The organism is Bacillus sp. V3B, assembly GCF_024494465.1.
GTDB lineage: Bacteria > Bacillota > Bacilli > Bacillales > Cytobacillaceae > Bacillus_BD.
The window spans coordinates 1-22,662 of record NZ_JAETXM010000036.1; the positions used below are offsets into that span (position 1 = coordinate 1).

Here is a 22,662-nt window from a genome sequence, read left to right on the forward strand (position 1 = left end):
GTTGTGACGGTTATTCCGTTTGACACAGAAGAAGACGTACTTGATCAAGTGAATGATACGGAATATGGATTGAGCGCATCCATTTGGACAAACGATATGCGCCGTGGACATCGTATTGCCAAAGAAGTAGAAGCTGGAATTATTTGGGTAAATACATGGTTCCTTCGTGACCTTCGTACACCATTTGGCGGAATGAAAGCAAGTGGTATTGGCCGTGAAGGCGGAATGCACAGCTTTGAATTCTATTCAGAGTTATCTAATGTTTGTATTAAATTATAAAATGTAAGTCTAAAATATGAAAGTCACAAAAGGTTACTCTTAAACAAATTGGGAGACTAACCTTTTGTGACTTTTTTTCACTAATATAGTTTTCAAAAGTTCGATTAAAAAGAATCCATTTCGGAAAAGACCTCTTTAGCGACACTTGGACTCCAATAATTTGCTGTTCCTATAATAATAAGATGGAGCGTACTGACAAGCACTTGCACGTTTTTTTCCATAGAATTGCCTTGTTTTATCAGTTATCTTCTTTTTAGTAACTTTGATTCTATCCTTAGAGGGTTTGATCAGAACTTTGCTCCCATTGTGAGTTTTGTATTTTCTTATATTAAAACCTAAGAAATCAAACCCATTTTCGATGTGAGTTACTTTTGTCTTTTCCATTGCTAACTCTAAACCTCTAATTGTTAGGTAGAGGTTTAATTTGTTATATAAACTGTTAGTCGTTCATATGCCTGTAACATATCATGGACTTTCATAATTGCCAATCTTACTCATCCACTGCTAACCTCACATTTGGTGATATACACATTTCTATGTATTGCCAGTTTAGACCTGTACATTCAGAAGTTCTTCAGCTTAACCATTTCTTTTAGGTCGATTCGCATCCTCACCATCTTCATTCAACTCAAACATCATGAATTACACCACTCCCTCGAGTAGGCTTTCGTCAGCTGAACTGGTACGGTAATTTCTCACGCCTTTTCACCGAGCTTATAACACGATCACTCTTACTAAATTCAGCGCTACTCGACTCCCTCAGTTTAATACGATTTTCTCATGAATACTCGCTTATGCGCAAGATTTCACAACCCTTAGTTTGAAGTTAACGTTTTAATGAAATGATTTTAGTTATAATTTTAGCTAAGAGAGAACCCTTCAAGGCGTTACCCCATCATTTGATTCTTCAATATAATCCTTCCTGTCTAGCCTTTACCGGAGTCATGTGACCATCCTCCATTTAAACTAGAAACATTTCGCACCACAATCGCGCCTGATTGTTGAAGATACTCTAGTAAAAAGTATATAGTTCGAGTCTGGATGGTAGTAGTTTACTCCGATTCCCCTTCGTGAATGTCCGGCCATTTTCTCAACCGACTACGCCATTTCAAAAAGAGAAAAATAGCTATCGCACAACAGAATACAATTAAGATGAACTTCAAAAAATGCTCTATCCCAGTAAAAACAAGCTGCCATTGATTACCGAACACATAACCGATACCGATAAATATGGATACCCATAAGGCTGACCCTGTATAGGCATATAAAGCAAAGGTCCGATATGGAATTTGAATGATGCCCGCAAAGTAGCTGTTGAACTGTCTGATACCAGGCAAGAAGAAACCAAATAGAAGCATTTTGTTCCCATATTTCTCATAAGTTATTCTTGTTTTCTTCAAATATTTTGGCTTTAAAAACAGCCATTTACCGTATTTTTCAATTAGTGGCATACCCAACTTGTTCCCGATCCAATACGTAGTCGTTATTCCTAGCACCGATCCAAAATATGCCGCAGCTAGAGCTGGTAGAAGATCGAGAACATTTTTGTAGGATAAATATCCGGTGTATGCAAGTGTCGAGTTTCCAGGAGGTATCGGAAGAGCAATTAATTCCATAGGCAGACCGATCAACAACACTAAATATCCATATTGAGCAAACAAACATTCAACGATTTCCATAAACTCTCCTCATTCCTGCCTGCTTTATTCATTTGTTTGATAGAGAATAGACAGATTATCCATGTTTATATTAAGTCCTATAACATTATTGTTTGTTAACTATTAGACTCTATACAAAAAATGGTGGCATACATCACAGATAGACAAATGTCCCTTTGTAGTGCCTGACACCATAGCCATCATGATAAAAAAAGCAACCTGTTCGAATGTAAACGGGTTGCTTTTTCAAATCATTTATTTAAATTTTAAACTTGGAAGTAAAACTTCATTTTTAAACCTTATTCTAAGAGATCCAATATCCATTCTTTCAAATCAACAATACGCAAATGATCTATGCTTTTATTGGTTCCTGTTACAATAATAGGTGTAAGAGAATCATTTTTATGCATTGAACCATGGGCTCCTCCACCCGTATGTTCAGGAGAACTTTCTCCAATAAATTCGTAACCAGGTTTGGCATCCACTATTAGAAAATTTCCTTTTTGAGAATATAATGCACCATACAATCTTGCTAATCCATCAGGATAATCCCCATACTCAATTTGATTATTATTTTTTATAGTCAGATCAAGAATTGAGCTATTTCCTTTTATAGACCAAGCTTGATTATAAACATCTTTAAAATCTCCTTCGGGTTTGAATTGAAAAGTCCCTTCTTGATCTCCTGATTTCACTTGAATCATGTCGTTTTCCTTCCATGCAATCCATGCTATACGCTCATCTGTTTGCAATCTACTTGCAATATCTTGCAGAGAAAAATCCTCACTGATCTTATATACCTGAGAAACCCTAATTTACCATAAGTAAAATTTTATTTTTCGATAAAAAATAAAATAGAAAAATGGTAAAGAAAAAGGAGAGCAAGAAATATGAGAGATTATCTTATCTCCATTTGGGGTTTAATAGATCCTTTGTATTATCATTGTACACGTCTTACATACCTTCCCACTAAAGAAGATAATATTTTTCGTGTAAGACTGACAAAATATAAAGGCAGGAATATTGTCCTTTCAGATGGAACACAGATCAAAAAAAACGATGCGTTAGTTAAAATTCATCTTCACAATGTTAGATTATTAAAAGAATTTAAAAGCATGAACAGTGAGATCAAAAAAGCAAAAATGATTTATAACTACGTTAAAAGGTCTTTACCTGGAATTGACCTTTATATTCAAAATCATTCTCATTCTAGTGAAATTAAAGGGATTATTGGGATTACAACATTAAATAAAGGCTGTGAACGGCTTGGTTTTGAGATTTTTGACATTTCTCATCCTATTTATAAATGGTTTAAACAGATCGCTTTCTCACCCATTGAGATGATATCCAGTCAAAATTCTTTTTTGCATGTACTTAAACATCATAAGCCAAGTTATTTATTAATGTCTACGGATAAATTATCAAATATGTACAGACATTGATTGAACGCAACATCATGTCTTTTAAGGATTGACTTTTTATTAAAAATTGTACTGACTTTGAATGTAATGGAAAAAGGCTTTCTCAAAAGCAGAACATCTAATCCCTTATGAGAAAGCCTCTTTATTAAAAAGAGAATTATTTGTTTGTAAATTGATTCTTGTTAGTTGCTTCTTGTAAACCATAGTTAACAAAAGGGATTACTGCTCTCAAAGTTTCATTTTTAAAATTCCCGTAGGATATATGGAGTGGGTTAATGACAGGTGAATAATAATACATGAATTTTCTCATCCTTCCTCAAATATAATTCCAACTTGATGCTATCTTATAATGAGGTCAGATTTTAGTTTTTGTCCTAATAAAATTCCGCATTTACCCAACAGTTCAGAGATTAACTCTACCTTCCTTTAAAAACAATTTATTTATGCATCAATAAATAAAAGCTCGGGAAATATATAAAAATCTATTTTAAGGATATATTCGGAAGAGCCGCTTGAATACTACGATATCATAAATGGAAATGGAGTGTTTGGAAGTGTCACTAAGCAATCAAAAATCCAAATCGATTATCATGCTTGTTATTGATACATTAATGGATTCTCCTCTTCAAGAGGCCATCAATCAAAACCGAGCACCAGCTTTCAAGTTTTTAATAGAAAATGGTATGTATTTTTCAGATATGGTTAGTCCTTTTCCTACAATGTCTGTTAATGTGGATACAACCCTTCTTACCGGCACCTATTGTCATCTACATCAGTTACCTGGACTAGTTTGGTTCAATAAAAAGGAAAATCGTCTAATCAATTATGGGAGTCATATTCGGGAATTATGGAAGCTTGGTCTTAGTCAATCCCTTGAAGACATCTTATTTCAGTTAAACGACGTTCATATAAGTAAGGAAGTCGAAACTATACATGAGAAGTTAGAGAAAAAGGGTAAGCATTCTGCTTCTATAAACGCACTTGTGTATCGAGGGAATACACCTCACCAATATAAATTACCGAAACTTTTAACATGGTTTACTCCCATCCGAGAAAATCGTTCAACTAGAGGGGCTCAAATTTTTACTTACGGAAAGTTTAAAAAAATAAACCCCTCATTACGATATCAAAGATCTTGGCAAAAGTTTGGATTTAACAATTCTTTTGCTGTTCAAGAATTAACCCATTTGATAAACAGCGATCATCTTCCTCCCTTTACAATTGTATACTTTCCAGATCTTGATCAAAGTGTTCATAAACATGGATGTATGGATATTAAGGGAGTTGAAAAAGTTGATAAACAATTACAAAAGATTTTTAATACGTTTGAATCATGGGAAGAAGCTTTACAGAATAATATATGGATTACGATAGGTGATAATGGACAAGCATGGATTGATTCTAATCGTAAAGAAGCACTAATTGATTTAAGGGGAATATTTACAAATTATCACATCATGAAACTTAGAAAAGGAGTTCAGCCAAAAGATCAAATTGTACTTGCCGTTAATGAACGTATGGCCTATATATATACATTAGATACGGCTATGTTATCTATAACTAACCTTGCAGAAAAGGTACAGCATGATAAGCGAATAGATGTGATTGCATGGAAAGAAGGAGATTTGATTAAGGTAAGATCCGGTGAAAAGAAAGGTGAACTTCGTTTTTCTGTAGGCGGAGAATTTTTGGATACATATAATCAATCATGGTTTATTGAAGGTGATTTAGAACTATTAGATATTACTGTTCATGACAAAAAAATTAGTTACAGGAACTATCCAGACGCATTAGCACGAATCCATAGCAGCTTACATTCACATGAAGGGAATTTTATCATTGTTAGTGCAAAACCTGGCTATGAATTTATTGGTGAAGGTTCTCCTACTCATGTAGGAGGAGCCAGTCACGGGGGATTACATAGGCAAGATTCGTCAGTTCCTATGATTGTTAATGGTACTAGTACAACACCATCCTATTTACGAATCATCAATTTAAAAGAATGGATATTATCTTTAATTAGTTAAAAATGATGGGATAAAGCAGGAATAGAAGAAAGCGATTGACGAGAAAATAGAGCACTGATTAAAAAGCCAATAGGGTCTCTGGTTTTTGTGATTCTTCATAATCGTCCGAACAGGAGTGATAGAAAAAGTGGTAAAAGATAAAAGTAAAACAATTCATTTATTATTGCTAGCACTTGTAACTTTCGTTTTTATATGGTCAGTTATTCGTCCAAGAGGCTATTTGACATGGGCTATGGAAGTGATTCCTGCTGTAGTGATTTTGGTCATTATAATAGCTACATACAATAAATTTCGACTCACCACACTTTCCTATATCATTATTACGATTCTATCAATTACTATGTTCATTGGCGGCCACTATACTTACTCAAAGGTTCCTCTTTTTAATTGGATAAAAGATTATTTTGATCTAAATCGGAACCACTATGATCGGTTTGGTCATTTTCTAAAAGGCATGTCTGCGATTGTGATAAGAGAAATATTAATACGGAAATCGCCGCTAACAAAAGGAAAGTGGCTTATTACTGTGACACTGAGTATCGTACTTGCTATTGGAGCCTCATATGAAATTATAGAATGGTTAGTTTCTAAAATCACAAAAGGCGGAAAAGCGTCTAAAGACTTTTTAGGGACACAAGGTGATATTTGGGATACACAGTGGGATATGTTGTTAACACTAGTTGGCTCTATATTTGCACTGCTTATTTTTTCAAAACTCCACTCAAGACTGTTAGGAAAAAAAGAGTTTAGAAACAAATAAGGCTAGAGTTGGAATATAGGGTTTTTAATGTTGATTTGACTACCTTTTAGAATCGTATTGCAGCGTTGCTGTTAATGGCAAATGATCAGATGCTTTTGATATTTTTGTTACAACGTCTGCTTCAACTACTTTAAGATTACGACTAACAAATATATAATCTAACCTTCTTCTTGGACGAAGTGAAGGATGAGTGTATCCAGTACCATTTCCTCCAATATTCCAAACATCTTGAAACGCATCGGTTAATTTTCTCCATCCTTTTGATCCAGGTCTCATGTTACAATCTCCCATGATGATGGTCGGATGGGAATATTTTTGAGACTGATTTACGATAAAATCTGTTTGCTTCTTATGAAGAAAGAGATTAAGGCTTAAATGAGTGACCATGACTATATATAGCTGTTTGTTTATTTGAATAGTTGCTTCGATCAAAGACCTTCCTTCGTTTATTCCTGATCTATTTTTAAATAAATGGATTTTCTTTGTAATAATAGGATATCGAGATAAAAGAGCATTTCCATATTGCCGTTTTTCTATTAAATGTTTCGATTTGATCGAGATGGAAGGGCTGAAAGCATGATCCATCTTTAATTGATTTGCAATCCAGCTCGTTTGATCCTCATAAAGACTACGCCTTGAAAAATGTTGATCAACCTCGTTGAGACCGATAATATCAGGATTACATTTATCAATAACTTCAGCAATTCTGTATAGATCAGATTGTTTATCAATTCCTTTCCCATGATGAATGTTAAAAGTCATTACCTTAATTTTCAAAAATACACTCTCCTCAAAATTCATATTCCGTAAAATTATTTACAAATTATGAAAAAGAATTACATGGGAAATATTATATGAAATAAACAAAGTGATATTTTCTAATACTAAGGTAGATAATCGATTTTAAGAGGGGTACTAAATGACTGAGCAAAATACTCTACTTTGAAACATTCTTTCTGCTTTATTGTCCAGAAAGTCATAACATTGAACTACCCCCCACTTAATTAATGATCATTTATCCACTATATAAAATAAAAAGTGTAAGACGTGTCAAGCGATAATACGTCTTACACTTTGATTTATTCACAATAAAATATAGACTCTTAAACTTTCTCTTAAAAAACTAAACTACTTCCTCAGCTCTTTCTTTATTAGTAGGAGCAACCGAAATCCCAGTTGTTTCTTCAAAATTATACAAACTTGTAGGTAAATCTGTAAATCGTTCTAATTCATTATAAGCTGGGATCCCGTGGTAGGACATATCCAAACCTTCTTCTTCCTCACGTTCACTTGTTCGAAGGCCGACTGTCTTTTCACATACCTTTGCTATAAATACACCACCAATAAGTCCCCAAACAACAACAACCACTGCACCTAATAGTTGTATTTTCAAAAGAGAAAAATCACCCGTCGTTAAAAGACCTTGGGACTTATCAAACAATCCAACCGCAATGGTTCCAAATACTCCATTGAAGCCATGAACTGCCACAGCTCCCACTGGATCATCCACTTTTAAATGATCCACTAATAATGTTGCATAAATTACAATTACACCACTGATCACTCCAATAATAATTGCACTCCATTGAGAAACAAAGGCGCATCCAGCTGTCACCGCCACTAGACCAGATAATACTCCATTAATCGTCATACTGGGGTCTGCTTTTCCAAATTTTTTCATCGTTATAAACAGAGCAGCAGTACCGCCACTTGCTCCCGCAAGCATCGTATTAAGAGCAATCGATGAAAGGGCTACATCAGAAGCATCCAATGTACTTCCTGCATTAAAAGCAAACCAACCAAACCATAAAATAAACGCACCAGCTGAAGCTAAAGGAATATTACTAGGTGCAAATACATTAACACTTCCATCCGAATTAAATCTTCCTTTTCTCGGCCCCAACAGTTTTGCCATTGCAAAAGCAACAAATCCACCTACCGCATGAATAGCAGCTGAGCCCGCAAAATCCTTCATTCCTAATTTCGCTAACCAACCTTCACTGTTCCAAATCCAATGACCTGAAAGAGGATAAATGATGATACAAATAAGTGCTGCTGTTAATATATAAGCTTTAAAATTCATCCGTTCGGCTACCGCACCTGAAACAATGGAAATACAAGCTACAGCAAATCCCATTTGAAACAGTACATAAGCTGCACTAGGCAACTCGATTGATAGAGCAATATTTTCTGGACTACCAAATAAAGTCGTACCAATCAATCCAAAGGCATCTTTTCCAAACATGACTCCAAAACCAATGAGCCAAAAAGCTAAAGCCCCTACCGTTAAATCCACAAAAATCTTCATGGTTACATTGACAGCATTTTTAGTTCGAACAAAACCAGCTTCCAGTAAACTAAATCCACCCTCCATGAATAATACCATCGCCGCAGCGATGACAACCCATACTGTATTTAAATATACAAGTTCCATAAAATTCACCCTTCTCGATTTACTACATCATCTATATCTAAATCTGCTTTACCTGTTCTAATGTTATAGGCTTCTAGAATAGGATAAACGTAAATTTTACCGTCCCCATCTTCTCCAGTTTGAGCAGAATTAACAATCGTCTTAACCGTAAGTTCCACCATATAATCCGAAAGAATAATCTCTAATTTTACTTTTGGGTGAAGAGTCACTTTATAATTCTTTCCTCGATATACACCCTGAGTATCTTTCTGTTTCCCTCTACCGACTACCTGGGATACGGTAAAGCCTGTAATTCCTATATTTTTCAAACCTTTAATCGTCTCTGTGAGCTTTTCAGGTCTTATAATTATTTCAATTTTTTTCATTTAAATCACCAACTTACGTTATATTTCCTTACATTATATAGTATATAATATAACATGATTGAAAATAGGTCAATGGTATAAAAAGTAAATGGTAAGTGCTGTTAATATAACTGAATCATCGTCATTACATTGATTTTCCAAATAAAAAATCTTCTGTTTAAATAAATTCGTTATCAAACAAGGAGCTTGATTTTCAAGCTCCTTTCTTTTAATATTCTTTATAATTTAACAGTAGACCAATCAAATATTTTTTTGGAACGCTCTATCAGTAGTTGGTATCCATAAATGATAAAAGCAAATCCAAAATAAAATAAAAAAAGATGTATACGCTTAAAATTAATTAATTTATAGACATTAAACTTTTCAAAAAATTCAGTAAGTGGAAACGAGAGACTTAAATTCAAGATTGCATTCAAAAGAATGTAACGTTTAAATTTGCCAAACGTTAAATGGAAAATCCACATTGTACCTGCAAAAAATGGACCATAAGTAAAACTTAAATCCATAAAAATGAGTTCTGCAATTCCTCCTTTAACCCTCCATCACCTATACCTATAGGATAAAAAGCATCCGCATATAACAAGTAAGGAACAAAAAATGGAAACAGGCAAATATTTACGAAATGTACTTTTAGGTAAGAAGATCATAGAAGTCCATGAAATGATTAGTAGTCCTATTCGGATCAAGTTAGGAACCATTCTTCCCCCTCCTTTTTATATATTATTTATCATTTATGGTAAAAACATTCTTCTAAAGTGACTTTCTTTGTTCTCTACTCCACAATCTTAAGAATTGGGAGTTTGAATATTATGAATATACCTCTTTGTAATTGTGGTACATTAGAAATATAGTAATTTCTTCAGCAGGATATCTCGAAGCGTGGAATAAACTTGACATTGTAAAAGAAACGGCGGGAAACCACATATACCATAATATGTAAAATAAAACTTTAATTAAAAACACTAAATGTCTTTAATATATTGTTTTTTTCTTCTTCTGTAATACCTATATATCGTAAAGTTATTACGGGGTGACTATGATTTAATATCCCTTGTAGCATAGCAACGTCTCTTGTCGCTTTATAAAACCAATAACCGAACGTCTTTCTTAGTGTATGATTGCCTATGTGTTCAACTCCTGCAAAGTCTCCTGCCTTGTTCAATTGTCTATATACTTGTGTTGGGGTGATAGCCTTATCACCTTTGCGTGAAGGGAATAACCATTCATGATCCAATTGTGAAGCATAATGAAATATTTCATTAAAGCAATTGCCAATATATATCTCTCTTATTTTTTGCGTTTTACCTTCTTTCACTTTCAATATTTTATCTTTTCTAGACTTTAATGCTACGACCTGCTTTGTTTTTAGTCTAAGAAGGTCTCCCACTCTTAACCCTGTTTCACAACCTAAAACAAAAAGGATGTAATCACGCTCTGAACAATGTCTTTTTAACGCCCACTTCATATCCTCTAACTGTTGTTTATCTCGTATCGGTTGAACATTTTTTATTTGATTCACTTTTAACTCACCTTTCTACTCTTTTAAAAATTTTATTTTGAATGTACGATTTTATATGTTTTTTATTTTAAAGACAAAATAGTAATAAGTAAATAAAATTATATATTCCTTCTTCAAACTTTCATTAGAAAATGAAATGGTGGGCGTATTCAAAAATCCGGATAGGTGATGTGAATCACAACGAAAATGAAATGATCCTTATATACTAATAATAACTAATATCGAAAGGAGAGATTCATATGCAAGGTTGTCCCAGTGGCTTAATCGGTAATGAACCAGTAGAACTTTCAGAAGGCTTACTCAAATTAGTGAATGAGCACCCGCCCCTACGTGAACTATTAGAAAATCTGTCGTCTTTATGTAAGAAAGTTGAAATGGAGGAAGAAAAAGAAGCTTCTTTTAAACAATTAATTGAGGAAGTAATCGATTTCTCAACAAAGCTTGAATATCATTCCGGACGAGAAGAAGATTATTTATTTCGAATGATGGAAGTGTACATTGGAAAAGAGAGCGGGCCCATTGCAGTTATGGAATATGAACATGAACAGGCAAAGGGATTTATCAGTAAATTTATGCAAAATACAAAGAGTCCTTCACAACTAACACCTGATGAAATGGTTAACAATTCTACCCTTATCAAAAATGCTTATTACACACTATTAGACCATTTCGCAAAAGAAGAACAAGTTTTATATCCTATGGCTGAGCGTATGTTATCACAAGAAGAAAAGGAAACATTAACACAAAAAATATCATAGCTACAATAGGATTAAGCTCGCTTTATTCTAAAAAAGAGTCAGTCGCTGCTATTTGAAAGCAGTGGATTGACTCTTTTTTCAATCACACTTCTTTTTTCAACAAAAATAAGCATCTAACAAAGGTTATTTTAAAATAACCTTGTTCTATCTGTCGAGGAACCACGTAAAAACCTCAAACAATATCGTCTGAGGTCGGTCTTTTTTCAAAATTATTGTCCAATCTTATCCAGCGTTATTGATCGTATCCAAATCCTCTTATCCCCATGTAACAAGGATCATCATAACAAACAGGATTGTTAAATAATTTACGGAATAAAGAAAAATTCGATTTGCCCATTTTACATCATTTTTCGTAAACAACCCCTGTATTCCGATAACTAACCAACCAATATTAAGCAATGTAGCAATTAAGATAAAACCTGTACCAAGGGATCCTAGAAAAAATGGTAATGGAAGTAGACAAGCAATATAGACTACAATTTGCCGCTTTGTTATTTCAAATCCGTATACAACTGGAAGCATGGCAACGCCAGCCCTTTTATATTCGTTATATCTTCTCATTGCGATAGCGAACGTATGCGGCATTTGCCAGATTAACACAATAAGAGCCAACGTAATAGGAACGATATGAAATCCGGGTGCAATAACCGTCCAGCCAATCAAAGGCGTAACCGCACCTGAAACAGCTCCGATCATAGTATTGAGGGTGTATTTTCGTTTTGACCACATCGTATACAAGATCACATAGGTAAACCAACCAATAAATGCATAGATGGTTGCTTCAACTGTTGTAAAGAGTAACAAGGTAAAACCAAGAATAGTAAAGACAATTCCCATCATCAAAACGGCATTCAATGAGAAGTGACCCGTAACCGTTGGACGATCCTTTGTTCTTTCCATGACTCGATCAAGATCAACCTCGTACCAATTATTTAGAGTTAGTGCCCCAGCCATTACCAATGTACTTCCCATCATCGTTAATAAAAATACATCCCAGTATTCAAAGATGGAAGCATTGGCGAACTGCAAAGCTAACCAAAACCCGGTTAACACAGGTAAAACATTTGCAACCAACACAAATCCCTTTAAAAGTGATGTAAGATCGGATATGATCGTCCATATATTGCGTTCATTTAAATTATAAACTTTCTCTTCCCTCTCCAAAGAAACTGTCGCATTTTTACTCATTTACGATTCTCCTCTTAACTTCTCTTAATTAATTTAATATATATAGAAGTTTCTATGTTAAACCTTCAACAAAACCGTCTCGTTGATACTTTGTATCTCCCTATTTTGGAATCTCTCAATTTTTGATTATCTTTTGTAAATCAATTGACTCTAGTCTATTTGCAACTTTAACAACGTTATAATAATATATTATACCTCATTTATCATAGAAATTTCTATCTACGTATTTTGGAAATATTCCACAAGACGGTTAATCTTCTCAATTATAAAACGTCTCAACCATTTAATCACTAACTTCTCGAAGTTTAAGGTTATATTTTATGTACATTGTATTAATAATGATTGTTGAAAAATCACCTTTTGTGTATGCACAGCATGCGTCTTATTCCATGAATAGCTTATATCAAAGGCTTATAGAGCAGAAATATTATCATTTAACAAAGCCTTTATTTAAAATGTTCATTTATTAATGGAAAAAGCTCTTTGGATTTTGATATCCAAAGAGCTTTTCCCCAAAATGATTTAACAAGTTCTATTAATTATTCGATTTTCCCTTGTCTTCTGTTTTCAATTTCTTATTAGCTGAATTCTGCTGCTTTTCTTGATGACTGTTATTATTGTTATTTTCTCCACTATTATTCTTATTTGTTTTCTGTTCTTTATTATTCATACCATTATTTTCTTTACGTTTATTTTTCTCGTCTTGTTTAGCAGAATTAGCTTTCTCTTTCTTTACCTCTTCTACTTTCCCCACATTTTTATCAGCCTTTTCTTCCTTTTTCAACTGACCCGGAGGAATACGGGGACCTTGACCTTCTTTAGCTTCCATTTTTTCATTTTGTTTTGCCTCATTTGTTTTTGTTAACTTCTCTTCCTGATTTGATGGATTCTCTTTTGTTGGCAGCTCTTTCTGTTTTTGCGGAACTGTTACCGGGTTTTCTACCTTTTCAGAATCTCTATTGTTCTTCTCTAGCGTATTCTCCTTATATAAACCCGTTGTTAAGCCCTCTTCCTTTGCTTTCTCTCGGTCTTCTCTAGTTCCTTCCACAACTGTAAGGTCAAGATTTTCACTATGAATAACAGCTTGTACTCCATCCATTTCTTCATTCCAGCGTGTATCATTTTCCTCGATTGTTTCTTGTGCATAAACAGTAGCAATAACTACCTCATCATTACTTTCCATATATCCTTGATCTTTCATTTCATGGATGATCTCACTTGTAACATCACTCACATCCTTTTTTTTCCAACCATCAAGTTGATTAACAATTTTCTTACCGTCCTCATTGTAAGGAATTAATTCAACCACTTCATAATTCTTATTTATCCCTAATTCAAGACTAGGATTTATATCAATCGACAGATAAGCATACACTTGATTATTTTGGTAAAATGGGATAATTGATATGAACATTAGGACAAATGCTAATGCTGTAGTCAAAGCGATCTTTCCTTTAAAAGTCGTTAAAGTCGAGATAAAAAACGACTTTTCCCTTTCCTCTTGTTCAACTGGAAAAAAATCGATCTCTTGACCAATTTCATAATAGCTATTAAGCTTTTGAGATCGCAAAAATTCACCTTCTGGGGTTAAAATGGTTAAAAAACGTTCATTTATTTCCATAACGATTCCCTTTTTCACGTTTCCAACACCCCTTTGATATAATCCTTTAAGTAAACATAATCACCAATTAGAATAAGGGATATGGAAATTATATACTTTCGATTTCTCTCTATCGTCTTTCTACTAATTGATACATAGTTTTCAAGTTGTTTGATAGGAAGCCTTCTTTTATTTAGCAAAATATTTTTTAGTTGCTCATTTTCAGCTAGAATTTTTGCTACAACCATCGCATTTTTCCTGGCATCTTCATGTTTAGGAGAATGCTCAAGTAAATCTTTTAGTGAAAGGTCAAATTGTTGAATCACCCTAGTAAATTGAAGGATTTCTTCTCTTCTTAATTCCTCATCCGTTTTCTTCTTATAATTTTCAATTGAAAGCATCGCATCAATAGACGTGCTTTCACGATTGATTTGGTCATTAGGATGGCCAATGTCAAAGCTTAGGCTTTTATATTTAGGTTGACTGCGAATATAGTCAATTACTCTACGTTTAATGAGAACCTCTGAAAAGCTAATCAAAGACTTTCCTTTATCTGAACTATATTTCTGAATAGCTTCATTAAAAGCAATAAGACCGATGCTAAATTCATCATCAGATTCATATATATATCTTTTGCAAACAGAAGAAACTGTTTTTGCAATAAATGGTCTGTATGAATCAATCAGTTCATTCTGTAATGTCAAATCTCCCTGTTGTATTAGGTCAATCTTTTCTTCCAGCGACTTTTTTTGTTTTTTCGCTAGGAATAATAAACTTAGCACTAGCCTCACCTCTAATCAGACAACATTATATCATACGAGCTGAATTTTCATTTTAGATAGATTGGCTATTTATATCAGGAAAAAGACCCATTATATGAGCCTTTTTCCATCTTTATTCATGAAAGGTATTATTCTTCATTTCCTTTTTTACCTTTTCCTTCAGGTACTTCCTTTTCTTGTTTAGCACTCTGTTTAAATTGTTCTTTCTGTTGTTTTACTTCTTGCTTTAATTCTTTTGCTTCTTGCTTCGCTGTTTCTCGTGCCTGCTTCGTTTCTTCTCTCAACTGCGTTTTGTGTTGTTTAGTTAACTGCTGAACTTCTTTCTTTTCCGCAATTACATTAGGTTTCCCCTCATTCTTCAGATTTACGGGTACTTCCGTTGTTGCTTTAGGCTCTATAGCAATACCTTTAGCTTCCTGATTCGTTTCTATTGTTGATTCAGCTTCTGTTATGATGTTGGTTTCTGTTGTTGGTTCAATTTCTATTGTAAGCTCTTCTTCAACTGATACTCCATCCTCAGTTGTTACAACACCTTTTGAATTCCTTTTACTTGCTTTAACAGCTTGTTTTTCTTCTAATTTCTCTAATTTCTTAGCTAATTTAGCATAGCTTTTATCAATATTTTTTTGTAGTGCCGTTTTAGCCACCGGATTTTTCACTTTATTCATTGCTGCTTGGAGAGCAATAATATTTTGTGAAACTAATTCTTCTACTTCTTCTACAGATTCGTCTTCTTTTACATCTGTATCCTCTTCAATAGTTTCTACATCTTCAAAAACTGTATTGTTTTCGTTATTCTCACTCCTACTTTCTTCTTCATGATCTAAACTTATTTCTTCACCAAGAATAAATTCTGCGTCTTCCATGTATTCGAGCGCACGTTCTATTGTCTCTTGTGCTTCAGCTTCTTTACCTTCTTTAAAAAGTGCTTCACTTTCCGCAATTCTTTCTGCAGCATATGTGGCAAGTAGTTTAGCTTCTTTTACATCATTGAACGTTAAAGCCAGTTTGATTTTTTCTAATGCTATTTTTGCAAAATAGAATATGTTTCCTGGTAACAGAGATGGAGTTTCTGATTGAATAACTTCCAACTGATCCTCTGCCTCTTCAGTACCTTTTACCATATCTACATCAGATTCAATGGTTTCCTCTTCTGCTGATATTAGATTTTGCAAGTCAATTCTTTCGTAATGATCTACATCATCTGTTACTTCATTTGCATAGGCTAAAGAAGAAGAGAAAGTAAAGGCTCCAGCAATAACCATTGCAAGAGTGCTTTTTGCTATTTTTTTCATTTGTTTGTTAGATAAAAATTTCATTTTTTCACCTCATAGTTTTTTTCAAGCGGCCGCTTTGATCACTATAACTATACGAATATAATTTTGTTTTTTTAGGGGTATTAAACTAATAATTAATAAATAGTACAATCCACCCAATTCGCAGTACTATAGACTGATTTTACAATTCATCCCCAAAAACCCTCATAAATCTTTTGCATAAACCGAATGGTATGCTAAATAGTAAATTTCTAGGAGGTTGAAGATGGCCAATGAACAAAATGAACAATTAGATGCGGAGTGGCTTCAACTTGTAGAAGAATTAATGGAATCCGAAGTATCTAAAACAGACTTTAGGGCATTTATTGAATTGAAACGAATAGAAAAGGAAAATAAATAGTAACATAGAATAGCACATAAAAAAGAACAGAAACTTATTTTTCTTTCTGTTCTTTTTTGTGTGCTGTCAGCCCTACTTCACAAGATAGAAAAGCCTATATTGATTTAAAAGCGAAAAGAGACATTTGAATACGACCTATCATGTATGTTATTTTATACCGATAGGCCACTCATACTAGCATGAAAAACGATTGATGATAACGTATTTAGATTCATGACGATTTTATTGATTGACTGCACACCATTTTATTTTTAGTAATTTATTTTGAGAGGTGAAAGCTTATCCTAGATGCACTATTAATTGTTATTATGCAATTTGTTTTGGTACCCTTAACTACATTGCGTACCATCTTTGTTGTAAAAGGTCAAATTCAGAAGGCTTCTATGCTAGGCGGTGTGGAAGCTTTAATTTATGTGATTAGTTTAGGCATTATCTTTTCAGACCTATCGAATTATTTGAATATGATCGCGTATGCCATTGGCTATTCAGGTGGAATTATTCTAGGTGGGCTAGTAGAGAAAAAATTAGCTATTGGATTTCGTACAGTGAATGTCAGTGTATTAGATAAAGATATTGAATTAATCGATATGCTTAGATATGAAGGATTTGGAGTAACGGTATTTGAAGGAGAGGGAAGGGAAGGAAACAAAAGATACCGACTTGATATTGTCGTAAAAAGAAGTCGTGAAAAAGAATTGATGGATTTATTAAACGTTAAAGCCCCGAAAGCTTTTGTTGTTGCCTATGAACCTACCGGGTTTAAAGGTGGATATTTAGTCAAAAGTATGAAAAAGGCCTCCAAACAAAAACTACTAAAACGATGAAAGACTTTATTTCTATTGATTTTATCTTTAATCGATATATCTTCGAGATAAATGAATCATGTATTATAATCCGACTGTAATAAGTTAATACTATTATTACAGTCGGATTATTTTATCCAGCTGTACATTGAAAAAATAACTACATAATGACCCATCACTCTTCATGGTTTTTCCCTATTAAATTGTAAGTGATTTAATGGAGAACATTCAGTTTATAGATGATAGAACTGAATGCTGCTACCCCTTCATTGTCTAATAGAAATTTAAAAAAAAGATACTATTGGCAAAATAGATAAAAACGTTCATAATTACTTTTGAAACGACTATAAGATTTTAATGGTATAGAATTGATACATGTCATAAAATAGACATTTTTTTACGTGTAGAATCTTTCCTTTTGTTTCGTTACATATTAGAATACCCCTATAAAAGGTAAGGAGAGAAAAAAATGAGATTCCCTAAAAGTGTTATTTTAGAGTCTGTTGCTGAAGGAAAAAACGATCGTAATTTCGGTCTGGAATTTGTCCAAGAACTTGGAAATGATGATGCAGGATCTTACGAAATGATCGTCGTCATTTTTAAATACAAAGAAAAGTATTATTGTGTTGATATTCAACATTTAAATGGAAAAAATAATTATGATGAATGGTCAGATGAAATTGAGTGCCCTGAAGTAATTCGCAAAGAAGAGATTCACTATTATTGGGAAGAAGTAAAAAAATAGTGATCAGACATAAAAAAGTGGTTGTCAAAAGTTGTTAAATAACTTTTGACAACCGTTTTTTTGGTATTATACAACCCTTTTTCTATTTTTTTCTACAGATACACCTTTAAGTTTCATATCGTCTTTCTTATAAGCAATAAAGTAAATAAGACTAACAAAAATCGCTCCACCTGCTGCATTCCCTAAAAATACAGGGATAATATTTGGTAAAAATGTCGTCCATGAAAGAGCGCCTGCAAAAATGGCAGCTGGAATGATAAACATATTGGCTACAACGTGCTGAAACCCGATTAATACAAACGTCATTGTAGGGAACCAGATCGCTAATATTTTGCTAGAGAAATCTTTAGCGCCATAGCTTAACCAAACAGTAACCGAAACGAGCCAATTACATCCAATTCCTGAAACAAAAGCTACCCAGAAAGAAGCATTTACTTTCGCTTGTGCTGTATGGACCGTTTTTTCTAAAAAGGCCCCCTCTGTCAGTCCAACAAAATGACCAAAAAAATAAGCAATAAACAACGCTCCAAGGAGATTAAAAAATGCAATTAATAACCAATTAATTATTAATTGAGAAAATGATACTTTCTTTGCATAATATGCGATACTCACAGCCATCATATTACCAGTAAGTAATTCTCCTCCACATAGCAAAACACAAATTAATCCAACGGGGAACACAGCCGCTCCTATTAATGTAACTAAGCCCCCCCATTCATATGGCATCGTACCAGTTACTCGAATATATGCAAGATACCCTAACGCAATAAAAGCTCCACCTAAAAAGCCTAATAAAGCAAGTGATAGTTTAGACAGATTTACTTTTTCAGTACCCTTCTGTATAGAAATATCAGCAATTTCTTTTGAGTTGTAATAGCTCATTTTCTTCTTCCTCCCGTGACATAACATCTTACTAATGTGAAATTATCACAAAAGGATTTATCGGGACAATGACAAAAGTCAATTATGATTTGACAACTTTGTGAAATTAGTTCATAGTTCTATTAATATTTTAAAATACAAAAAAGAGTACCTCCTTAAATTGTTCACATGAGTAAGAAACCATACAAACTCTACAATTAAAGGAAGACACCCTTTACCTTTATTCGGCAAGAAAACCTTTTAGTATTTTCATTTTTTATTATTCAGCAGTATAACCGCCATCCACATAACAGATTGCAATTAGATTATGATTGTAACATTTTCTCAACATCATGATAAATCTGATCAGCCTTTGCTAAACCGATCCTTTCAATTTCCTGTAACTCGTTCTCCACTTTAGTCTTTAGTTCTTGATCTTTCATAATTTTTGTATTAATTAAGACGTTTAACTTTGCCCCTTGAAGAGCAGCTTTACAATAGACGACCCCTACTCCCACATCACTGATCGCAATACGGGTGCCTTTCTTTGCATATTCTTCATGCAATTCAATCGCAGCTAAACAATTTCTTGCAATTTCTAAAGGAACCATTGTGGCATCAACAAGAACTTCTTGCATGACCTCGTCTTTCTTCTTCTTTTCTTCTTCTGTTGAAGAAGGGAGCCCATATGCCTTAGAGAGTGGATAGAATACATCTGCATCTTTTTGCACTAAGCTTTTAAGATTATTTATTATTTCTTCTGACTTTTGCAGTAGTTCAATGATATCTTCTTCCACATCTTTATACTTCTTTTTCCCCACGGTTAGATTCCCTACCATACTACCAAGTGCCATTCCTAAGGCTCCAACATAGGCTGATGCACCACCACCGCCTGGAACAGCTGCTTTCGATGAAAGCTCTTCAATAAAAATATTGGAACTTTTTTCTAACAAAAGAAATTCCTCCTCAATACATATATTATGTATAATACATTGTTGTTTAATCATTTTTTCCAGAAAAGAAGGCAGAAAAGTTCGTTTTAGACTATCTGCCTTCTTCCAATTCATTTTATCCGACCTTTATACTAAGCTAAAGTTTTTTTTAGTACTGTTTAACGTTTCACAAGCTTGAACCACATGGCCTAATAAAATCGTTGTAGTAATAAGACCAACACCACCAATAGTAGGTGTGATAGCTTTTACCTTGTCAAAGACAGCATCATAATCGACGTCGCCACACATTTTTCCATTACCGTCATCATTAATTCCAACATCTACAACGATTGAGCTTTCGCTAAAATATTCTTCATTCATGAACTTTGCCTTTCCAATCGCTGCCACGACAATATCTGCCTTTGCGGTCACCGATGGCATCTCTTTTGTTCGAGAATGACAAATCGTTACAGAAGAATTTTCATCTAATAAGAGCATAGAAAGCGGCTTTCCTACTACAAGACTTCTTCCAGCCACAACAACATTGGCTCCTTCTAAAGGAATTTCATAATGCTTCAATAGTTCAATAACTGCTTTTGGCGTACATGGTGCAAAGCTTCTACTTTTTCCTTCAAATACTTTTTGAAGATTAATAGGTGACATACAGTCAATATCTTTAGCAGGATCGATCAGATTTGGAATGACATCTGGATCCAGATGATCTGGAAGTGGTCTAAAAATCATGATTCCGTGAATATTTGTATCACTATTTGCTTCTTCAAACACCTTTGTTAGTTCTTCCATTGAAATACTTGTAGGAAGCTCATTCACAACACAGTTTATACCAAGAAGATCACAATTCTTTAAAATGCTTCTTTCATAAGATATATCGTCTTCACGTGCACCGACCCTGATTAATAAAAGCATAGGTGTAACCTCTTTTTCATTAAGCGTTGCCACTCTTGATGTAATATTTTCTCTTAAGGTCTGCACGACTGGTTTTCCAGCTAATTTCTCACCCATATTTAAACCTCCTAGTTATTTATGAAAGCCCGATAATTTCACCGTCATTTGTAATATCCATCCCATTTGCAGCCGGAACTTTCGGAAGACCTGGCATGGTCATGATTGATCCAGTCAACGCTACAATAAATCCAGCCCCTGCATTCACTTTGATTTCTCTAACGGTTAAAGTAAAGCCAGTTGGAGCCCCTAACAATGTCTCATCATCAGAGAATGAGTATTGAGTTTTCGCTATACAAATTGGCATTTTATCAAGTCCAAGTTTAACAAGTTCTGTGATTTGCTTCTTCGCGGCTGGTGCAAAGTCTACCCGTTCAGCTCGGTAAATTTCAGTTGCAATTGTCGTAATTTTTTCCTCGATTGAACAATCCGCATCATAAATTGGTGCAAAATCAGATGATTTTGTTTCGGTAATTTCAACCACTTTGTTTGCTAGTTCAATCGCGCCTTCTCCACCTTTTGTGAATACTTCTGCAACAACAACATCTACACCACGTGCAGCACATTTTTCTTTTAGTAAATTAATTTCAGCATCCGTATCGGTTGGGAATTTATTGATTGCCACTACAGCCGGCACACCAAATTTACCTACATTTTCAATATGTCTTTCGAGGTTTACCACTCCATCTTCAAGAGCTTGAAGGTTTTCAAAAGCAAGTTCATTTTTTGATACTCCACCATTCATTTTAAGTGCTCTGATGGTTGCAACGATAACTGTTGCACTTGGATTTAAACCTGCAAATCTAGATTTGATATCAAAGAATTTTTCTGCACCAAGGTCTGCACCGAAACCAGCTTCTGTTACGACATAATCAGCTAGTTTTAGAGCAATTTTTGTTGCCATCACTGAGTTACAGCCATGAGCGATGTTAGCAAAAGGACCACCATGAATAAATGCAGGCGTGTTTTCAAGCGTTTGAACTAGGTTTGGTTGAATAGCATCTTTTAACAGTAAGGCCATTGCACCCGTTGCTTCTAAATCATTTGCTGTAACAGCACCGCCATCTTTAGTATAAGCAACTACCATTCTTGATAGTCTGTCTTTAAGATCTGAAAGGCTTGTTGCAAGACAAAGGATCGCCATAATTTCAGATGCAACGGTTATATCGAAACCAGTTTCTCTTACAAAGCCATCTGTTTTTTTACCAAGACCAACAATTGTATTTCTTAGAGCTCGGTCATTCATGTCAAGTACTCGTTTCCATACGATTTTCTTAGGATCGATGTTTAAAGCATTTCCTTGATGAAGATGGTTATCAAGCATGGCCGCAAGTAGATTATGTGCAGAAGTAATTGCATGGAAATCTCCTGTAAAGTGGAGATTAATATCCTCCATTGGTACTACTTGAGCATATCCGCCACCTGCTGCTCCACCTTTTATACCAAACACAGGTCCGAGAGATGGTTCTCTTAATGCCGTAATCGTCTTTTTACCAATTTTATTTAATCCCATGGAAAGACCAACATTAGTCGTTGTTTTTCCTTCTCCAGCTGGTGTTGGATTGATCGCTGTTACAAGAATAAGCTTTCCATCTGGTTTATCTTCTAAGCGTGATAACACATCTAAAGATACCTTCGCTTTATATTTACCATATAAATCCAATTCATCCTCGGCAATTCCGAGAGAATTTGCAATCGTAGCAATAGGAAGCATTTTTGCTTCTTGTGCAATTTGAACATCTGTTTTCATGAAATCTACTCCTTTATGTAATATTCTTATTGTACAAAAATTTTATAATAAAAAGTTCATAACCGCCATACTTTATCGATTTTAAAATCAAAAGATTTAAATCTCACTCATTTTAAGGTCAGATCAAGTTAACAGATACA

Annotated in this window: 22 protein-coding genes; 8 read left to right on the forward strand and 14 right to left on the reverse strand. The window is 34.2% G+C overall.

Annotated elements, in window-relative coordinates; genetic code table 11:
* Positions 1–279 (forward strand): aldehyde dehydrogenase family protein (locus tag JMM81_RS21055; protein WP_256243515.1); only part of this gene is annotated, 279 nt, incomplete at its 5' end.
* Between the two features lie 1,052 nt (positions 280–1,331).
* On the opposite strand, the gene JMM81_RS21065 is transcribed toward JMM81_RS21055, so the two are convergent.
* Together JMM81_RS21065 and JMM81_RS21070 are read right to left on the reverse strand one after the other, a co-directional pair.
* Positions 1,332–1,958 carry a DedA family protein gene (locus JMM81_RS21065; protein WP_256243518.1) on the reverse strand — a complete coding sequence of 209 codons (627 nt, stop codon included), beginning with the start codon at positions 1,956–1,958 and terminating at the stop codon, positions 1,332–1,334.
* A gap of 278 nt (positions 1,959–2,236) precedes the next feature.
* Positions 2,237–2,641: a hypothetical protein gene (locus JMM81_RS21070; RefSeq protein ID WP_256243519.1), complete on the reverse strand. Its 405-nt coding sequence runs from the start codon at positions 2,639–2,641 to the stop codon at positions 2,237–2,239.
* A gap of 186 nt (positions 2,642–2,827) precedes the next feature.
* On the opposite strand from JMM81_RS21070, the gene JMM81_RS21075 reads away from it, so the two are divergent.
* From JMM81_RS21075 to JMM81_RS21085, 3 genes are all read left to right on the forward strand, one after another.
* The gene (locus JMM81_RS21075) at positions 2,828–3,379 is read left to right on the forward strand and encodes a YkoP family protein (RefSeq protein WP_256243520.1); all 552 of its coding nucleotides are present in this window, start codon (positions 2,828–2,830) and stop codon (positions 3,377–3,379) included.
* Positions 3,380–3,897: 518 nt separating this feature from the next.
* Entirely contained in the window at positions 3,898–5,385 is a 1,488-nt protein-coding gene (locus JMM81_RS21080) for an alkaline phosphatase family protein (RefSeq protein WP_375162430.1), read from the forward strand.
* Between the two features lie 127 nt (positions 5,386–5,512).
* Positions 5,513–6,145, forward strand: a complete 633-nt coding sequence (locus tag JMM81_RS21085) for a DUF2238 domain-containing protein (RefSeq protein WP_256243521.1) — start codon at positions 5,513–5,515, stop codon at positions 6,143–6,145.
* A gap of 39 nt (positions 6,146–6,184) precedes the next feature.
* Here JMM81_RS21085 and JMM81_RS21090 read toward each other — a convergent pair whose 3' ends face one another.
* The 4 genes from JMM81_RS21090 to JMM81_RS21105 all read right to left on the reverse strand — a co-directional run bounded on the left by JMM81_RS21090 (position 6,185) and on the right by JMM81_RS21105 (position 10,463).
* Positions 6,185–6,922, reverse strand: coding sequence for an endonuclease/exonuclease/phosphatase family protein (locus JMM81_RS21090; protein WP_256243522.1), 738 nt, complete (start codon positions 6,920–6,922; stop codon positions 6,185–6,187).
* Between the two features lie 346 nt (positions 6,923–7,268).
* Positions 7,269–8,579 carry an ammonium transporter gene (locus tag JMM81_RS21095; protein WP_256243523.1) on the reverse strand — a complete coding sequence of 437 codons (1,311 nt, stop codon included), beginning with the start codon at positions 8,577–8,579 and terminating at the stop codon, positions 7,269–7,271.
* Between the two features lie 5 nt (positions 8,580–8,584).
* Positions 8,585–8,944: a P-II family nitrogen regulator gene (locus JMM81_RS21100; RefSeq protein WP_256243524.1), complete on the reverse strand. Its 360-nt coding sequence runs from the start codon at positions 8,942–8,944 to the stop codon at positions 8,585–8,587.
* Positions 8,945–9,893: 949 nt separating this feature from the next.
* Complete coding sequence (locus tag JMM81_RS21105; RefSeq protein WP_256243525.1) at positions 9,894–10,463, reverse strand: tyrosine-type recombinase/integrase; 570 nt, start codon at positions 10,461–10,463, stop codon at positions 9,894–9,896.
* Positions 10,464–10,702: 239 nt separating this feature from the next.
* On the opposite strand from JMM81_RS21105, the gene JMM81_RS21110 reads away from it, so the two are divergent.
* Positions 10,703–11,221: a hemerythrin domain-containing protein gene (locus JMM81_RS21110; RefSeq protein WP_256243526.1), complete on the forward strand. Its 519-nt coding sequence runs from the start codon at positions 10,703–10,705 to the stop codon at positions 11,219–11,221.
* Between the two features lie 255 nt (positions 11,222–11,476).
* Here JMM81_RS21110 and cyoE read toward each other — a convergent pair whose 3' ends face one another.
* From cyoE to JMM81_RS21130, 4 genes are all read right to left on the reverse strand, one after another.
* Complete coding sequence (cyoE, locus tag JMM81_RS21115; RefSeq protein ID WP_256243528.1) at positions 11,477–12,409, reverse strand: heme o synthase; 933 nt, start codon at positions 12,407–12,409, stop codon at positions 11,477–11,479.
* A gap of 535 nt (positions 12,410–12,944) precedes the next feature.
* Positions 12,945–14,048 carry an anti-sigma factor domain-containing protein gene (locus JMM81_RS21120; protein WP_256243529.1) on the reverse strand — a complete coding sequence of 368 codons (1,104 nt, stop codon included), beginning with the start codon at positions 14,046–14,048 and terminating at the stop codon, positions 12,945–12,947.
* Entirely contained in the window at positions 14,045–14,800 is a 756-nt protein-coding gene (sigI, locus tag JMM81_RS21125; protein ID WP_256243530.1) for an RNA polymerase sigma factor SigI, read from the reverse strand. The genes JMM81_RS21120 and sigI overlap by 4 nt, the downstream gene beginning before the upstream one ends.
* 119 nt (positions 14,801–14,919) lie before the next feature.
* A complete protein-coding gene (locus JMM81_RS21130) occupies positions 14,920–16,110 on the reverse strand; it encodes a DUF5667 domain-containing protein (protein WP_256243531.1) in 1,191 nt (396 codons plus the stop codon).
* 223 nt (positions 16,111–16,333) lie between these two features.
* Between JMM81_RS21130 and JMM81_RS21135 the strand changes: the two genes are divergently transcribed.
* The 3 genes from JMM81_RS21135 (at position 16,334) to JMM81_RS21145 (ending at position 18,016) form a co-directional block, all read left to right on the forward strand.
* Positions 16,334–16,468, forward strand: a complete 135-nt coding sequence (locus JMM81_RS21135; protein WP_256243532.1) for a hypothetical protein — start codon at positions 16,334–16,336, stop codon at positions 16,466–16,468.
* A gap of 281 nt (positions 16,469–16,749) precedes the next feature.
* Entirely contained in the window at positions 16,750–17,292 is a 543-nt protein-coding gene (locus JMM81_RS21140; RefSeq protein ID WP_256243544.1) for a DUF2179 domain-containing protein, read from the forward strand.
* Positions 17,293–17,740: 448 nt separating this feature from the next.
* On the forward strand, positions 17,741–18,016 hold the full coding sequence (locus tag JMM81_RS21145) for a hypothetical protein (protein WP_256243533.1): 276 nt from the start codon (positions 17,741–17,743) through the stop codon (positions 18,014–18,016).
* A 66-nt stretch (positions 18,017–18,082) separates the two neighbouring features.
* Here JMM81_RS21145 and JMM81_RS21150 read toward each other — a convergent pair whose 3' ends face one another.
* From JMM81_RS21150 to JMM81_RS21165, 4 genes are all read right to left on the reverse strand, one after another.
* Entirely contained in the window at positions 18,083–18,898 is an 816-nt protein-coding gene (locus JMM81_RS21150; RefSeq protein WP_256243534.1) for a formate/nitrite transporter family protein, read from the reverse strand.
* A 305-nt stretch (positions 18,899–19,203) separates the two neighbouring features.
* Positions 19,204–19,830 (reverse strand): cyclodeaminase/cyclohydrolase family protein, encoded by a 627-nt coding sequence (locus JMM81_RS21155; protein ID WP_256243535.1) that lies wholly within the window; start codon positions 19,828–19,830, stop codon positions 19,204–19,206.
* Between the two features lie 126 nt (positions 19,831–19,956).
* Positions 19,957–20,832 (reverse strand): bifunctional 5,10-methylenetetrahydrofolate dehydrogenase/5,10-methenyltetrahydrofolate cyclohydrolase, encoded by an 876-nt coding sequence (locus JMM81_RS21160; protein ID WP_256243536.1) that lies wholly within the window; start codon positions 20,830–20,832, stop codon positions 19,957–19,959.
* Between the two features lie 19 nt (positions 20,833–20,851).
* On the reverse strand, positions 20,852–22,522 hold the full coding sequence (locus tag JMM81_RS21165) for a formate--tetrahydrofolate ligase (RefSeq protein ID WP_256243537.1): 1,671 nt from the start codon (positions 22,520–22,522) through the stop codon (positions 20,852–20,854).
* Between the last annotated feature and the right edge of the window lie 140 nt (positions 22,523–22,662).

Bases quoted from the DNA above. Each gene is read 5' to 3' on its own strand.
- JMM81_RS21065 (WP_256243518.1), bottom strand. From the start codon at position 1,958: ATGGAAATCGTTGAATGTTTGTTTGCTCAATATGGATATTTAGTGTTG.
- JMM81_RS21070 (WP_256243519.1), bottom strand. From the start codon at position 2,641: ATGATTCAAGTGAAATCAGGAGATCAAGAAGGGACTTTTCAATTCAAA.
- JMM81_RS21075 (WP_256243520.1), top strand. From the start codon at position 2,828: ATGAGAGATTATCTTATCTCCATTTGGGGTTTAATAGATCCTTTGTAT.
- JMM81_RS21080 (WP_375162430.1), top strand. From the start codon at position 3,898: ATGGAGTGTTTGGAAGTGTCACTAAGCAATCAAAAATCCAAATCGATT.
- JMM81_RS21095 (WP_256243523.1), bottom strand. From the start codon at position 8,579: ATGGAACTTGTATATTTAAATACAGTATGGGTTGTCATCGCTGCGGCG.
- JMM81_RS21100 (WP_256243524.1), bottom strand. From the start codon at position 8,944: ATGAAAAAAATTGAAATAATTATAAGACCTGAAAAGCTCACAGAGACG.
- JMM81_RS21110 (WP_256243526.1), top strand. From the start codon at position 10,703: ATGCAAGGTTGTCCCAGTGGCTTAATCGGTAATGAACCAGTAGAACTT.
- cyoE (WP_256243528.1), bottom strand. From the start codon at position 12,409: ATGAGTAAAAATGCGACAGTTTCTTTGGAGAGGGAAGAGAAAGTTTAT.
- JMM81_RS21130 (WP_256243531.1), bottom strand. From the start codon at position 16,110: ATGAAATTTTTATCTAACAAACAAATGAAAAAAATAGCAAAAAGCACT.
- JMM81_RS21135 (WP_256243532.1), top strand. From the start codon at position 16,334: ATGGCCAATGAACAAAATGAACAATTAGATGCGGAGTGGCTTCAACTT.
- JMM81_RS21145 (WP_256243533.1), top strand. From the start codon at position 17,741: ATGAGATTCCCTAAAAGTGTTATTTTAGAGTCTGTTGCTGAAGGAAAA.
- JMM81_RS21150 (WP_256243534.1), bottom strand. From the start codon at position 18,898: ATGAGCTATTACAACTCAAAAGAAATTGCTGATATTTCTATACAGAAG.
- JMM81_RS21160 (WP_256243536.1), bottom strand. From the start codon at position 20,832: ATGGGTGAGAAATTAGCTGGAAAACCAGTCGTGCAGACCTTAAGAGAA.
- JMM81_RS21165 (WP_256243537.1), bottom strand. From the start codon at position 22,522: ATGAAAACAGATGTTCAAATTGCACAAGAAGCAAAAATGCTTCCTATT.